The organism is Microbulbifer jejuensis (genome assembly GCF_047289955.1).
Classification (GTDB): domain Bacteria; phylum Pseudomonadota; class Gammaproteobacteria; order Pseudomonadales; family Cellvibrionaceae; genus Microbulbifer.
The window spans coordinates 72,415-86,374 of sequence record NZ_JBLBUB010000015.1 but is presented as its reverse complement, the minus strand read 5'-3'; the positions used below and the strand labels follow the sequence as shown (position 1 = coordinate 86,374).

General features: G+C 50.5%; 8 protein-coding genes. 6 read left to right on the top strand and 2 right to left on the bottom strand.

Going from position 1 to position 13,960, the window contains the following annotated elements; genetic code table 11:
- Positions 1-913 precede the first annotated feature (913 nt).
- On the top strand, positions 914-3,106 hold the full coding sequence (locus tag ACL7TT_RS11415) for an immunoglobulin-like domain-containing protein (protein ID WP_413395529.1): 2,193 nt from the start codon (positions 914-916) through the stop codon (positions 3,104-3,106).
- Between the two features lie 408 nt (positions 3,107-3,514).
- On the opposite strand, the gene ushA is transcribed toward ACL7TT_RS11415, so the two are convergent.
- Positions 3,515-5,125, bottom strand: coding sequence for a bifunctional UDP-sugar hydrolase/5'-nucleotidase UshA (gene ushA / locus ACL7TT_RS11410; RefSeq protein WP_413395527.1), 1,611 nt, complete (start codon positions 5,123-5,125; stop codon positions 3,515-3,517).
- A gap of 120 nt (positions 5,126-5,245) precedes the next feature.
- On the bottom strand, positions 5,246-8,383 hold the full coding sequence (locus ACL7TT_RS11405; RefSeq protein WP_413395525.1) for a TonB-dependent receptor: 3,138 nt from the start codon (positions 8,381-8,383) through the stop codon (positions 5,246-5,248).
- Positions 8,384-9,374: 991 nt separating this feature from the next.
- Between ACL7TT_RS11405 and ACL7TT_RS11400 the strand changes: the two genes are divergently transcribed.
- From ACL7TT_RS11400 to ACL7TT_RS11380, 5 genes are read left to right on the top strand one after another with little or no spacing between them, the layout of a single operon-like run.
- Positions 9,375-10,010, top strand: coding sequence for a hypothetical protein (locus tag ACL7TT_RS11400; RefSeq protein ID WP_413395523.1), 636 nt, complete (start codon positions 9,375-9,377; stop codon positions 10,008-10,010).
- Between the two features lie 9 nt (positions 10,011-10,019).
- Positions 10,020-10,685: an ABC transporter ATP-binding protein gene (locus ACL7TT_RS11395; RefSeq protein ID WP_413395521.1), complete on the top strand. Its 666-nt coding sequence runs from the start codon at positions 10,020-10,022 to the stop codon at positions 10,683-10,685.
- A gap of 3 nt (positions 10,686-10,688) precedes the next feature.
- Positions 10,689-11,948 carry an ABC transporter permease gene (locus ACL7TT_RS11390; RefSeq protein WP_413395519.1) on the top strand — a complete coding sequence of 420 codons (1,260 nt, stop codon included), beginning with the start codon at positions 10,689-10,691 and terminating at the stop codon, positions 11,946-11,948.
- Complete coding sequence (locus ACL7TT_RS11385; protein WP_413395517.1) at positions 11,941-12,690, top strand: outer membrane lipoprotein-sorting protein; 750 nt, start codon at positions 11,941-11,943, stop codon at positions 12,688-12,690. Before ACL7TT_RS11390 ends, ACL7TT_RS11385 begins: the two co-directional genes overlap by 8 nt.
- A gap of 1 nt (position 12,691) precedes the next feature.
- Positions 12,692-13,957, top strand: a complete 1,266-nt coding sequence (locus ACL7TT_RS11380) for a hypothetical protein (RefSeq protein ID WP_413395515.1) — start codon at positions 12,692-12,694, stop codon at positions 13,955-13,957.
- Positions 13,958-13,960: the final 3 nt, after the last annotated feature.

The window sequence follows — 13,960 nt, the reverse complement described above, 5'->3', positions numbered from 1 at the left end:
GCATTCTGTTCGCGCACGATGAAGGGAGCCGCCACTAGGGTTTCCCGGAATCGGAGCGTAGTATAACGTTTTGATTACCATCCTTCTGGATGTGCTCACCGACCTTATCCGGTTTAGTGAGGGCAATTCCTCCTGTATGGAGCACATCAGTTGTTTGGGGGCCGTGTTATGCATTGCTCCAACGAGAAGTTGATCAATTTATTTTTCTGCTTTCAGATGTTGTCATCGGCCAGATCGTCGGCTAAACAACGGGGTTAAGTGATCGTGGTATGCACAGGCATCCATCAATTTTTTTAGAATAGTAGATAGAGCAGCACCTCACAACATACAGGGTTGATCAAACTATCATGAGAGACAAAGGGCAGGCTTCTCGGTCTGGCCAGCCGCCAGTCAACTCTCCTGAGCCTGCCGCGGACATTAAGATCTGATTGGCTATTTTCAATCTGTGCGCCCAGAGCATAAGTTGGATTGGGCGACTGACATATGAGAGAAAAAACGTTGACTTGCAGTATCTTTTCAATCAGTCCCGTCTGCTGATGATAGTGCGCTTAAAGATTCAACGATCACTTTGTGAAGCTGTTCATTTTCAAGAAGTGCTTTGATCTGGTATCTTTTCCCTTGGATCAACTGCTTGTGTTGTCAGGTTTGCGGTTTTATTTCTGACTGCTGTTTCTAGGTGTGATAGCTGAGAAATGTGCCAGCAGTTGGTTCACTTCTGAAATTTTAACCGAATGCAGTTTTGTATTAATTCAGCAATAGGTGGTAGACAAAAGAGAGTGGGGCAAGCGCTTCTGAGTGAAATTTGCACCGCAAGCTGTAAGCAACTTTTTATACTCAAAGGGTTACATAACATCAGTCCGTTGCTGGTGTGATATTTTCTTTTGGGCATTATTAACCTTCAAGGTTCAAGCATATGTTCAAGCATACATTTTTACAAATTGCCACTTCTGCAGCAGCAATTGCGATAGGCGCTATGGCACAGGCCAACAGTGCCGCCATGGTCAACCCAGCCAGCAGTGTTGTGGTGGGTTATTGGCACAACTGGTGTGATGGCGGAGGATACAAAGGCGGAAACGCACCTTGTGTCACACTGGATGAAATCGATCCGATGTACAATGTGGTGAATGTTTCTTTCATGAAGGTTTTCAATACCTCTGCTGGGCGTATTCCTACCTTTCAGTTAGACCTGGGTATTGGTCTTTCAGAACAACAGTTTATTGATCAGATTGGTGCACTGAACAGCCAGGGGCGTTCGGTCCTGATTGCTCTGGGCGGAGCGGATGCTCATATTGAATTAAGCGCAGGTGACGAGCAGCCTTTCGCAGATGAAATCATCCGCCTGACTGATCGCTACGGTTTTGATGGTCTGGACATCGACCTGGAGCAGGCAGCTATCACCGCTGCGGATAATCAGACGGTGATTCCTGCCGCATTACGCCTTGTTAAAGACCACTACAGGGCGCAAGGTAAAAACTTTCTGATCACTATGGCCCCGGAATTTCCTTATCTGACCAACAGTGGCAGGTACGTTCCCTATATTGAACATCTTGAAGGTTACTACGACTGGATCAATCCCCAGTTTTACAATCAGGGTGGCGATGGTATCTGGGTTGAAGGTGTTGGCTGGATTGCCCAGAATAACGATGCTCTGAAAGAAGAATTCATTTACTACATTTCAGACGCTCTGGTAAACGGCACTCGAGGTTTCCACAAAATTCCTCACGACAAGCTGGTATTCGGCATTCCTTCCAATAATGATGCGGCAGCTACTGGTTTTGTTCAAGACCCTCAAAAACTGTACAACGCTTTTGAGCGCCTAGATTCACAAGGTCAGGGCCTTCGTGGTGTCATGACCTGGTCTATCAATTGGGACATGGGCACCGATGCATCGGGCAATCTCTATAACGAACGGTTTATCAAAGATTACGGCCCATTTATCCTCAGTAACTCACCAACTCCGCCACCAGCAGTGGAAGGCAAACCTGTTTTTAAAGGAATTCAGGATGTCCGTACTTTGCAGGGGCGTTTATTTGATGCTCTGGCTGGCGTGAGCGTCAGGGATTCTGAAGACGGTGATCTCACTGGCGCTATTCGGGTTGATGGCTATGTGGATACCCATACCATTGGTACCTATGCACTCACTTATCATGCAACAGATGCTGACAATAACACGACTTCTGTTGTTCGCTCTGTCGAAGTGTACAGCCTGAAACCTGTGCTTTCCGGTGTTGCCAGCACTATTATCCTGTTAAACACGCCGTTTGATGCAATGAGTGGTATTACTGCCAGTGATGCTGAAGACGGCAACCTGACAGCTACTGTGCGAGTGTCTGGTTTTGTAAATACCGCAATCGCTGGTGTATACACACTCACCTATTCCGTTACCGACAGTGCGGGCCAAACCGTAACCGCTGAGCGGAAAGTGACTGTGTCCGACGGCTCTAGCTGTGCCAACCCCTGGGAGTCCAATGCCACTTATTTACAAGGCGACGAAGTCTCTCACAACGGCATTCAGTGGATGGCTGGCTGGTGGACCAGGGGTGAGGAGCCTGGAACCACCGGAGAATGGGGTGTATGGCGTGAAGTGCCCGACAGCTCTTGCGGCAGCGGTAGTGAACCAACGCCTGATGCAAAGATAACCGTTTCCGCTGTTGCTGCTGAGTACACTGCGAACAATGGTGAGGTAAACCTGTCTCTGCATGTTGCTGTAAACGAAGCGATGGATCTTATGGTCAGAATTACTGATCAGAATGGAACTGCTGTCAGTAATCACAGCCTGGCGGTTGTCAGCACTGCCAACCTGCCAATGACCATCAACAATGCAGAAGCCGGTCTCTATACATTGACGGTGACAGGTACAACAGTAACTGGCGAAACGATAAACCACAATACCAATTTTGTTGTTAAGGCTGGCGGTAGTGACACTCCTCCGGGTGAGTATCCACAGTACGACAGCAATGCCAATTACAATGCTGGTGAAATCGTGATCGGCAGCGACAGTGCTTTATATGAGTGCAAGCCATGGCCTTATTCTGGCTGGTGCTCAAACTCCTTGTATGCACCAGGCAGTAGTATGCACTGGCGGGATGCCTGGACCAAGCTTTAACGAAAACACCCAAAGGTGAAACTGCGGCGGCAGCACCTAAAGGGGGCCATACCGCCAAAGTTGCCGCGAAGCGGCGACTTTGGTCGTACCAACGCAAATAGAGTGCTGGTTAAATAAGCCTCACTTACTAACAAGACGGAAGAGAAGAATGCCCTCCTCTCGGGACCGTATGAGGCATGGACGCCGATTACGAGCGTACAGGGAGGTATTCACAGCGTGTCCCGAGAGGAGGGTATTCTTTGCTTCCGACCCAGTAGTATGTCGTCATTCTGCTTGCATTCGTTCTTTGTTTAATTTTGCTTAAATGGCTGAGAAACTCCCTAAAGTGATATAGAAAAGGATTAGTAAATTTAATAAAAATGAAAATCGCCGACATGAGAAGATGCATGCCGAAGAGCGCCGTACCGGTTAAAATTCCTCAGGCGATATGCTTCGGTGCCCTGCGAGCAGTTGCCGCACCGTAGTAAAATCCACAACACCGCTATCCACGTAAGTGGGCTTGCCCAATAGGGGCGGATAACCGTCACCGCCCGCTGCCAGGAAACTGTTGGTGGCCAGCCGGTAGACCCGGTCGGGATCAAGGGATCGCTTGTCCTCGCCGAGGGTAAGATTGCCATCACCTGTCAGAGAGATACCGCTAAACTGAATTCCGCGTTCATTGCGGGGCAACAGCGCTATCGCCTCCAAGTACTGGCGCAGCTCCCTGCCATTGAAATCCACATAGCCCACGGTATTGGCAAAGGGCATCACCTGCATCAACGATTTGACGGTGACATCACCTTTATACAGGTTATCGCGAATGCCGCCACCATTGGTGATGGCGATATCCGCGCGGGTAAACTGCCTGAAAGCTTGGGTAATCAGGCTGCCCAGTGGGCTGACGTTGGGGAAATCGCGCTTATCGCGACGGTCAAAGGTCTGCTCGGCGCGAGTAATGACCTCGCGCAGGGCAGCACCGCCTTTGTCCTGGAATTCATGCAGGAAAGCCTGCAGATCCTCGTCGGGCTTGATCCTGGATTGTACGAACGCCTGTTTATCGCTTTGAGGTGTTTTCAGGTTGACCGGTATCAGGCGGTAGTCAACCAATTGAACGGTGTCCTTGCCGACAATAAAGTCTGCCCGGCCGACATATTTGCCCCATTCATGCGCCTGCATTATCCAGCTATTATTTTCAAAATCGGGTTTGCAGGGGGCGCCTGGTTGGTAATCTGCAACCAGTTCCCCCCGGGTGTCGGTGCATACCGGCTGCTGGGAATGGCCGCCCACGATAATGTCGATACCATCCACCGCCCTGGCGAGGGCGACGTCGGTACCGACTGAGTCTATATCGTGGCCCATATGGGTAAGTGCAATGACCAGGTCGGCCTCTTCTTGCAGCCCTGGCATCAGCCGTCTCATCTCTTTCTCCGGCAGGACAAAACTGAAATCTTTCACATACTGCGGGTTGCCAATTTTTTCAGTGGACCGGGTGATCAGGCCAACAACGGCAACACGCATCCCACCCTTGTCAAAAATCTTGTAGGGCTTGAACAGCCGCTCACCAGCACTATCATAGATGTTCGCCGAGAGAAAATCGAAGCTCGACCAGTTTTGCTGTTTTCTGATGACCTCAAGCGGGTTGTCAAATTCGTGATTGCCAACCGCCATGGCGTCGTAGCCCATGCGGCTCATGCCTTTGAAATCCGGTTCGGCATCCTGCATATCGGATTCCGGTACGCCGGTATTCACATCGCCGCCGGAGAGCAGCAATGTGTGACAGCCCTCGGCCGCGACCTCCGCGCGGATCCGCTCAACCAGCGTTTTGCGCGCGGCCATGCCGTACTCGCCGTGCTGGTTGTGCCAGAAGCGGCCGTGGTTGTCGTTGGTATGCAACAGGGTCAGGCAGACGCTTGGATTGTCCTGCGCTGAATGTACCTTGTGCGCAAAACCAAACCACAGCAACTGTGCCATTACAAATAGTGTTGCCAAGAGTGTTGTGCAAAAGCGCATACCTTGTCGATATTGTTTCTGGGTGGTCATAGCTGCTCCCGTCTAATTAGATGAATGCGCCTTCTGCAAAGCTGGAATTCCACTGTCCGCGATGCCTGTAGGTGAAAAAGCCGGCGTTAAGCACCGGCGCTGAATACTTCCGATAGGCAATCAAAAGGTGTATTTCAGCCCCAGCTTCACACGCCAGGTGGATTGCTCAACCTGAAAGCGTTCGTAATTGTCGGTATTCAGACCGCCGAAGGGCTCATAGTAGATATACTGGCCGCTTTCATTCACGTCGTAATCGAACAGTATCTGCTGCGGGAATTCCAGGTCGTACACCTTACCCCAGTCGTCATTCAACAGGTTGGCGAAGTTATCTATGGTGAGGTAGATCACACTGCGGTGCTCCGGCAGGAAGCCGGGCATTTCCTGGGTAATGGCCAGATCCATGGTGGTTACCCAATGCATGGTGTCGGAATACTTGTCCACCTGCCCCCCGGCATAACCGGCCACGCCCGCCTGCCGTGCAATCTCCATAATCTCTGCATAACTCAGGCCGCTTTCGAAGTCCATTATGGAATCGCCTTCGCCGGAGGGAATATAGGGGAGGTAGATGTCAGAGTCATCGAAGCTCGGCTGGTCACCGAGGTCATCGTCCCTGAAAGCACCCAGTGTCCAGGAGAAGGGGCGACCGGAGCGGCGCTCCAGGAAAAGATTAAAGTTGGTGGCATAACCCGGCACAAACTCCTGGCGATAACCCAGGTTCAGTACGAAGCGGTGTTCAATCTCGTAATAGGCGGTACCTTCCAGCGGCAGACCACGATTCTCCACCACTTCGTATTGAAAGTTGGACTCCGCAGTGGAGCTGGTGCCCGGATTGACCTCGGTGATGTCCTGGTGGGTATAGGACAGATTCAAGGAGAGGCCGCTGTCAAACGTCTTGTTCAGGGCGGTGGTCCAGATGATGCTGCGACCACCGTTGTCCACATTGGTCAGCTCCAGGTCGTAGTTGCCCTCAAACTCGGTACCGGCGTAAATATTGTCCCAGATGATGCGATCGCCAACGCGCTTGCCATTGTCCACCCGTGACAGGTCGCGCCAGTAAACGGCATTTTCCCGCTCCACATAGGTCAACTCGGTGGTCCAGTTGAAGTCTGCGCCCAGGCCGGGAATATCAAAGGTGTAGTCGGCGGCCAACTGGTAGCGCCAGTCAGACGGTAGTTTGAAATCCGGATCTATGCTGTTGGTGCTGCCGGCGCCTGGTGCCAGTGCGTCCCTGGCCAGCTGGGGTACTCCGGTAAAGTCCACAACGACCGGGTCCAGACTGGTGAGGTAGACGGAATCCTTGGTGGTGCCGTCATTGGTATAGGCATTGGACACCCACACCAGGGGCATGCCGCCGCTGTAACGGCCGGCGCCACCGCGCAGGGTCAGGTCGTCACGCAATTCCCAGGTAAAGCCGATCCGCGGCAACCAGATATCATGGCCATCCAGGTTTTCCGTATTGGAGTAACCGTAGGTTGCCTCGAAATTGCTGTTGCGATTGGGCGCGCTGTCAATACTGAGGGTTTCGTAACGCAGGCCGGCAACCAGCTCGAAGCCGGCAAAGGGCTCCAGAGTGGCATCGCCGTAGAGTGCATAGGTGGTGCCGTTTACGTCGTAGGCGATGTCCTGGATATTGTTGGTATAGGCATTGCTGTATTCCAGGCTGGCCACACGGCGGTTTTCGAAGTCGTCGATACTGTCGAAACTCCAGGTACCGGCGGCGTCGCGGCCGTAGAGGTTATAGTTCCAGGTATCTTCAATTTCCGCACCAAAACGGTACTGGACGTCGCCGGCCATGTAGATGCCGTGCACACCGAAATTCCACACTTCATTGGCGAGTTCGTTGGCGTGACGGTTTTCATCCTGGCCGGCAACGATGGTGCCACTGGCTGTTCTGATATTGATCTCGCCCCAGTTGGAGTTGGTCAGGGAGGCCTGTTCAAACTCCTTGTAGGACAAGTTCACTTCTGTGCTGAAGGCGTCGCTCCAGTCGGAGAAGAGGTGTGAAGTGTAAAAGGTGTTGTCCTGGGCTTGGTTCCAGAGGTTGGACGACAGATTGAGCGTATTATCACTGTCGGTATAGTTGCGGGCAGCGCGACTTTCCTGGCTGCTATAGGTGAAGTCCCCGCGGTGATTGTCGCTGATATTCCAGTCCAGTTTTACCAGCAGTTTTTCGTCGCTGTCCGCGGGGGGCGCCGAGCCCGCTGAATCACTCGCGCCGTAGACATCCTGCATAATGTTCAGCACACGTGACAGCTCATCCGGATCCACATCGTGACCTTCCAATGTGTCCAGATGGTAGTTGAATACAACATCCTCTTCCCATTTTTCATAGGAAGTGAAGAAGAACAACTTGTCCTGAATCAGTGCGCCACTAAAAGTAGCCCCATAGGTTTCCTCGTCGCTATCGATATCGTACTCGGTTACTGAGCCGTCATCAGGCAACCTGTCGTCTTGTGCAGTTCCTGCCCAGGGGACGGACTCGAAGAAGGCGCTGCGATGGAATTCGTTGGTGCCGGATTTGGTCACGGCATTGATGTTGCCACCGCTGAATTTTCCTTTGCGAACATCAAAGGGCGTATAGGAAATGGAAATCTGCCCCACCGCATCCAGGGAAATGGGTGGGCGGTTGGTCGGGTAGCCATTGGACTGAAGACCGAAAGTATCGTTAATACCCACACTGTCGATGGTGAGTGAGTTGTACTTGGGATTGGTGCCGGCAATGCTCAGTTCTACACCGTCCGGGCTGACAACCGCCAGCGGGTTGGAACGGAGCACATCCTTGAGGTCGCGGTTGAACGTGGCCGAATTCGTGATCTGGTCTTCGCCGAATACACTGCTGGAACCGCGGTTGGTGTAGACCTCGGCATCGGCGAATACCACCACCTCCTCGAGGTCGATTAGCGGAAGGTCTGCACTGCCCAGATTGATAGGCAGAGTGAGAGGAGCACCCAGAGCCAGGTAGAGGTCATTCAGAACTTGTTCGCCCTTATCGGATTCCACACGGATGCTGTAGGGGCCACCCACACGCAGGCCGTTGAGGCTGAAGCGGCCGGATTCACTGGAAAGAATGTCACGGCGGCTGTTGGACGGGGTATGAATAACAGTGATCCTGGCATTATCCACGGGTTGGCCATCGCCACCGGTCACGCTACCGCGGATGGCAGTGCTGGTTTCCTGGGCAAAGGTCACAGGTGCGGCGGTCATCGCCGAGATCACTGCGGCAGATAAAAGCCTGCAAGGAAAAGAGCACAGTTTCATCTAATTCTCCTCATTGTGAAGCGGCCTGAGAAAACGACTCTGGGTGTGGTTTATCGCTTTCCGCTGCGTTTTTGTGGTGAAAGTGAAAGCGGCGCTATTCTCTGGGAGAAAAATGACAATTAAGTTAAAATTTTATGAATCTTGCGATGTAGTAATTTCGAGTGTTGAGCCGAACGGCTTTCTGTAATGTCAATTGTGAATTGAATCTGCGCAATTTGCTTTTCCTGTGTTTTGAGAAAACAGGCAGGGAAGGGGGGGTTGTGCATAATGGCACATGTGTGCCCAGCCGAGGTGCTGAAAATTCTAGTGCGGATAATCAGTATTCAGCGCACAGTCAAGACAGGCTCTTCCTGCGCCGGAGAAAATTCCAACATAATTTAAAGACATACTACCGGGTCGGAAGGAAAGAATACCCCTCTCCTAAGACACGCTGTGAATACATCCTTGTACGCTCGTAATCGGCATCCATGCCTCATACGATCCTGGCAGAGGGGTATTCTTCCCTCTTGCTTTACTAGTAAAAAGCAGCGCAATGGGCAGAAGGTTTCAATATTTCCAACGGGCCGTTCGTAATGGTCTTGAAGCGACTGTAATGACCCTGGAGCGAAGGGGCAGTGTCATTCGGCAGGAACAAGAGAGCATTGAGGGCGCGTTTGTGTCAACTTTTCATCAGTGGCGAGTTCGGCAATATTGATGTACCAAACTGACCATCGGCAAGGACGGTATAGAGCAGGTCATCTACTCTTCCACGCTGAGCAGGGAGAGCTGGCTCTTTGCCGGCAGCCCGTTCAATGCGATAAACGATCATGACGCTACTTTAATGATCATAACTGTTGATTGCCAGACATGCCTGATTAGCTGAGAAAATTATCGCCATTGACGCTTTATTTTGACTGTTAACGCCAGATATGAACCATTCATCGCAAGCGACAGCAGCATCTCCAACCGCCCGTTAACCTTTGAGCATCAGTTAGGAATAAGGAATAACGAGATGAAGACTACTCACTATTTAAGCCTGTGCCTACTTACAGGGGCACAAGCTATCGCTGCTCCCAGTGATGCCTTAATTGAACGGTACAATCAGGCTGCTCAGGGTGATAAAGACAAAGTAGACATCGTTTATAACCAGTTGCAAAACCAGATCGAGCATCAAGGTTCCGATGCGCTCACATTAGTTTATCTTGGCAGCACGCAAACCTTGATGGGGCGAGATGCATTTTTGCCATGGAACAAGATGAAACATGTCGAGCAAGGGCTAGGTACTATCGCCAAGGGTCTGGGCCTGTTGTCTGATAAAACCACACCTCTGCCATTGCAGGAGATCCGTCAGGGCTTGCCAGAGGCAGTGTTAGCCAAGGCGATTGCTGCGAACACATACACCTCACTACCGGATATGTTTAATCATTTCGAACGCGGTTATGACCTCTATATGGATCTCCTATCTGATGTGGATTTCATCGCTCAACCATTTGATGCGATTTCCTGGGTGTTTATCTATGCAATTCAGGCAGCGATACGCGCAGAAGATCCAAAACAGGCGCAGCTTTGGGCAAATCAAATGGCGGCGATCAACCCCAGTCATCCAATGACTTTGCAAGCGCTGGCTATGGCTAATAACGCAGCGTAAGGGGATGAGATGTTGCAGTTTCAACAGTTAAGAAAACAATACCATTTAGGCCGGCAGCCGGTAGTGGCACTTAGCGATGTGGAGGGAACAATCAGTGGCGGAGAGATGGTTGCCTTATGTGGCCCTTCAGGATCGGGCAAAAGTACGTTGCTTAACCTCCTTGGCTTGCTGGACATGGACTATCAGGGACAAGTTACTTTTGGAGGCGCACCCTATCCCAAAGGAGCACAACAGGCAGCGGAGCTGAGGCGTTCTAAGATGGGTTTTGTGTTTCAGAGATTCAATCTGGTGCCGGTTATGAGTGCCTGGGAAAACATTGCTTATCCACTATTGCTCAATGGTTTTTCTGCGCAACAACAAAAGCAAAGAGCGATTGAGATACTCGACAAAGTGGAGTTGGCAAAGTTTGCTTATCATCGCCCAGGCCATCTTTCTGGTGGTCAACAGCAGCGTGTTGCCATTGCAAGGGCATTGGTCCATAAGCCGAAGCTTGTCATCGCAGATGAACCAACTGCCAGTCTCGACAGTAAAACCGCTCAACGAGTGATTGAAATAATGAAAGCGCTGGGCCATGAAATGGGAACTACGTTTGTGGTGGCGACACATGATCAGAAGATGGCGATGCAGTGTGATCGAATCATTTCAATGACCGACGGTAAGGTCAGCAAGGAGTGAAAAATGAGCCAGCTAGTTCCACAATCTGTGCGCATTGCGTTCTTCAATCTGCTTCGCAACCGCCGTCGCAGCCTGCTTTCCGTTTTGATCATCACGATCGCTGTTTTTGCTCTGACGTCTGCTGGTGGGTTTGGGTTGTATACCTATGAATCACTGAAAGAGTCGATTGCGCGTGATACCGGCCATCTGACTATCAGCATGCCCGGCTTTTTTGAAAGGGACGAAGAGATGCCACTGGCAAATGGTTTAGAGGACAGCCAGTTGATGATTCAGCACCTGATATCGAATCCCGATATTCGTGGCATTCAACCAAGAATTGAGTTTACCGGATTGGTTTCCAACGGTAACAAATCCACCATTTTCGTTGGCACAGGGGTTAATGAGCGAGAGTTCGACATGAAGGGCCCATTTCTAAATGTGCGTAAAGGTAAAACGCTGTCAAATGTCCGCTCATCACGCTATGACCCTGCAGAGCCAGAAGTCATGCTTGCCGTGGACTTAGCCCGCAACCTGAATGTGTCCGTCGATGATTGGGTCACGGTATTAGTAACGACCAGTCATGGGGCGTTAAATGCACTGGATTTCAAAGTGCAAGCTATCTATTCAACAGGTATCCCTGAATGGGATAAACGCCAAATGTATCTCCATATCAGCTCTGTAAAAGAACTGCTGGTCAATGAAAAAGTTAGTATTTTGTCGGTGTTTCTTTATGAGACGCAAAAAACAATGGAGTTGAAAGCTTGGGTTGAAGATGCATTAACACCGCTCTCCCGTAATCAGGCCCTGGAAGTGACGCCATGGCAGGAACGTGCATTTTTCTATAGCAAGGTCAAAGGCTTGTACGACCGAATCTTCGGCATCATGGGGGGGGTGATGGCACTGGTAGTTTTCGTTGCGCTATTCAACACCATGACAATGTCAGTAACCGAGAGAACCAGAGAAATCGGCACCTTATCAGCGCTGGGAACTTATCCTGCGGAAATAGTGGCTGGCTTTATCCGAGAAGCCGCACTCTTAGCTGGAATAGGAGCGTTATTGGGTGGTGTACTGACGATTGTGACCAGTGGAGTCTTGATACTTGTCGATGTCCAGATGCCACCTCCACCTGGGAGGACAGAGAGCTACCCGCTCAATATCTATTTTTCTACAACGCTTTTCATGTACAGCATTGCAGGCGTTATGGCGATTTGTGTTCTTGCCGCTTGGCTGTCTGCACGCAAAGGTGTTAACAAACCGATTACGGAGGCATTGATTTATGCTTAAGTTTATTTTATTAACGCTCTGCCTGTATGTTTTCAGTATGCATTCGCTGGCCAATGATGTCAGTCAGATGATCAAAAATGCCGATGCTTACCGCCTGGATACGGACTTTTCCAAAGTGGTTGCCCTGGTTAAACTTTATCGGAATGAAGTGCTGGATAAAACACGTCAGTACAATGTCTATACCCGCCCTGAACGGGAATCGCTGGTGGTGTTCAAATCACCTGTTGAAGCCGGGCAGAAGATGCTGATGCTGGATGATAACTACTGGTTAGTGATGCCTAAGAGCCGCCGCCCAATCCGGATCACACCCATGCAAAAACTACTCGGAGAAGCTTCAGTTGGGGACATCTCTACGCTTACCTGGAGTGGGGACTATTCTGCGACACTGACGGGACATGAAGCCTTGACTATCAATGGTCAATCAGTGCAAACCAATCTGCTGTCACTCAAATCGGTAACCCAAGGTGCCGGCTATGGTCGTATTGAACTATGGTTGGCTGCAAAAACAGACTTCCCGCTTAAAGCCGAGTTGTACCTAAGGTCTGGGAAGTTAGCCAAGCAGGCACTGTTTGAACAGGGTGAGCGAGAAGGGCGCCTCAGAGTGGTGAGTATGACATTGCTGGACAAAATACAGCCGACCAAAAAGACCGTGATTGAATATCAGCAGATTACGTCACATCAACTGGCAGACAAGTTCTATATTCCAGCGTTTCTGACTCGCAATGCGCTATCGGAGTTATGAAATGAAAGGTGGTGTGACAATATTTTTACTTTTTATGACTTCAACGATTTGTATTGCTGAGCCAAATCTTGACTGGGACTGGATGGTAACTGTCAGCAATACACAGCATCGTGATTCGGTCTGGTTTGAACCACATAGTGAGTCGCAAACGCAGCAGCTCGAAGGACTGATAAGTGTGCAGGCAAACTGGCAGGACTGGAGTGGTCTGCTGGCAGTTAAGGGAAACCAGATTGCATCGAGTGAACAAGCTCAGACCTTCGACGCTGACTTTATTGTGCAGGAATTATTCTGGCAAGGTGAATGGAATATGGGGGCATCTCCTGTTGAGTTGACACTAGGTAAACTCCGGCTCGACTGGGGTGTTGGCTACGGCTATCGACCTTTGAATTTCTTTAATTCATACCGCCGCAATCCGGTGGGCATACAGGTCGAAGAAGGGGTAGGGGTTGCAATGGCTTCTTACTTTGATCGCTCTGGAGAATGGAGCCTGTTATACAGCGACTCAAACTGGATGGTACTGGATTCTACTGAGCCGAAACAAGGCTCTGAGCAACAAGGAGCCGGCATTCGGCGATACAGCTTGCGGGGAGATACAGAGTGGCAGGGTATTGTGTATTACGATACTGTCCGTCATGGCTTAATTGCGGGCTCAATGGTGTCGGTGATTAATGCCTTCTGGGAGGTGCACGCTTCTTCACTTTATCAGCAAGATTATCGCGCTTATCAGCAGCAAGCGTTTTTTACACCCGTTGCGGTTGAGACGCAACGCGATGGTTTTCAGGGGCTCATTGGGCTGAATTGGGCCAATGAAGCAGGCAACCAGGTCATTGTTGAATACTGGTACGACAGCCGGGCATGGAGCAAGGACGCATGGATTCAGGCTTTAGAGAGAGCGAATATATTGTCACAGCAAACTACAACTGTTAGCCTGGCATATTCCTATGCGCAGGGACTCAACCAGGTCAATCTGGTGCAGCATAATGTAATGCTGCACTGGAATCTAAATTCGACAAGCTGGCGCCACTGGCAGTGGAGCAAAGACATTTTGTGGGTAGGAAACCTCGAACCGAAATTTGATTTACTTTACTCGCCTGAAGATGGTGGCATTATTGCGACGCAGTGGCTCAACTACAGTACATACGATTCAGGAACGGTTTCGATGGACATTGAACTTGCCGTTCGCTTTATGACGGGTAGCCATGCGTCCGTATATGCAAATCTCGCAGATACGCGCATGATTTTTATAAATTTAAAAGGAAAGTTTTGAAGT

Bases quoted from the DNA above. Each gene is read 5' to 3' on its own strand.
- ACL7TT_RS11415 (WP_413395529.1), top strand. From the start codon at position 914: ATGTTCAAGCATACATTTTTACAAATTGCCACTTCTGCAGCAGCAATT.
- ushA (WP_413395527.1), bottom strand. From the start codon at position 5,125: ATGACCACCCAGAAACAATATCGACAAGGTATGCGCTTTTGCACAACA.
- ACL7TT_RS11405 (WP_413395525.1), bottom strand. From the start codon at position 8,383: ATGAAACTGTGCTCTTTTCCTTGCAGGCTTTTATCTGCCGCAGTGATC.
- ACL7TT_RS11400 (WP_413395523.1), top strand. From the start codon at position 9,375: ATGAAGACTACTCACTATTTAAGCCTGTGCCTACTTACAGGGGCACAA.
- ACL7TT_RS11395 (WP_413395521.1), top strand. From the start codon at position 10,020: ATGTTGCAGTTTCAACAGTTAAGAAAACAATACCATTTAGGCCGGCAG.
- ACL7TT_RS11390 (WP_413395519.1), top strand. From the start codon at position 10,689: ATGAGCCAGCTAGTTCCACAATCTGTGCGCATTGCGTTCTTCAATCTG.
- ACL7TT_RS11385 (WP_413395517.1), top strand. From the start codon at position 11,941: ATGCTTAAGTTTATTTTATTAACGCTCTGCCTGTATGTTTTCAGTATG.
- ACL7TT_RS11380 (WP_413395515.1), top strand. From the start codon at position 12,692: ATGAAAGGTGGTGTGACAATATTTTTACTTTTTATGACTTCAACGATT.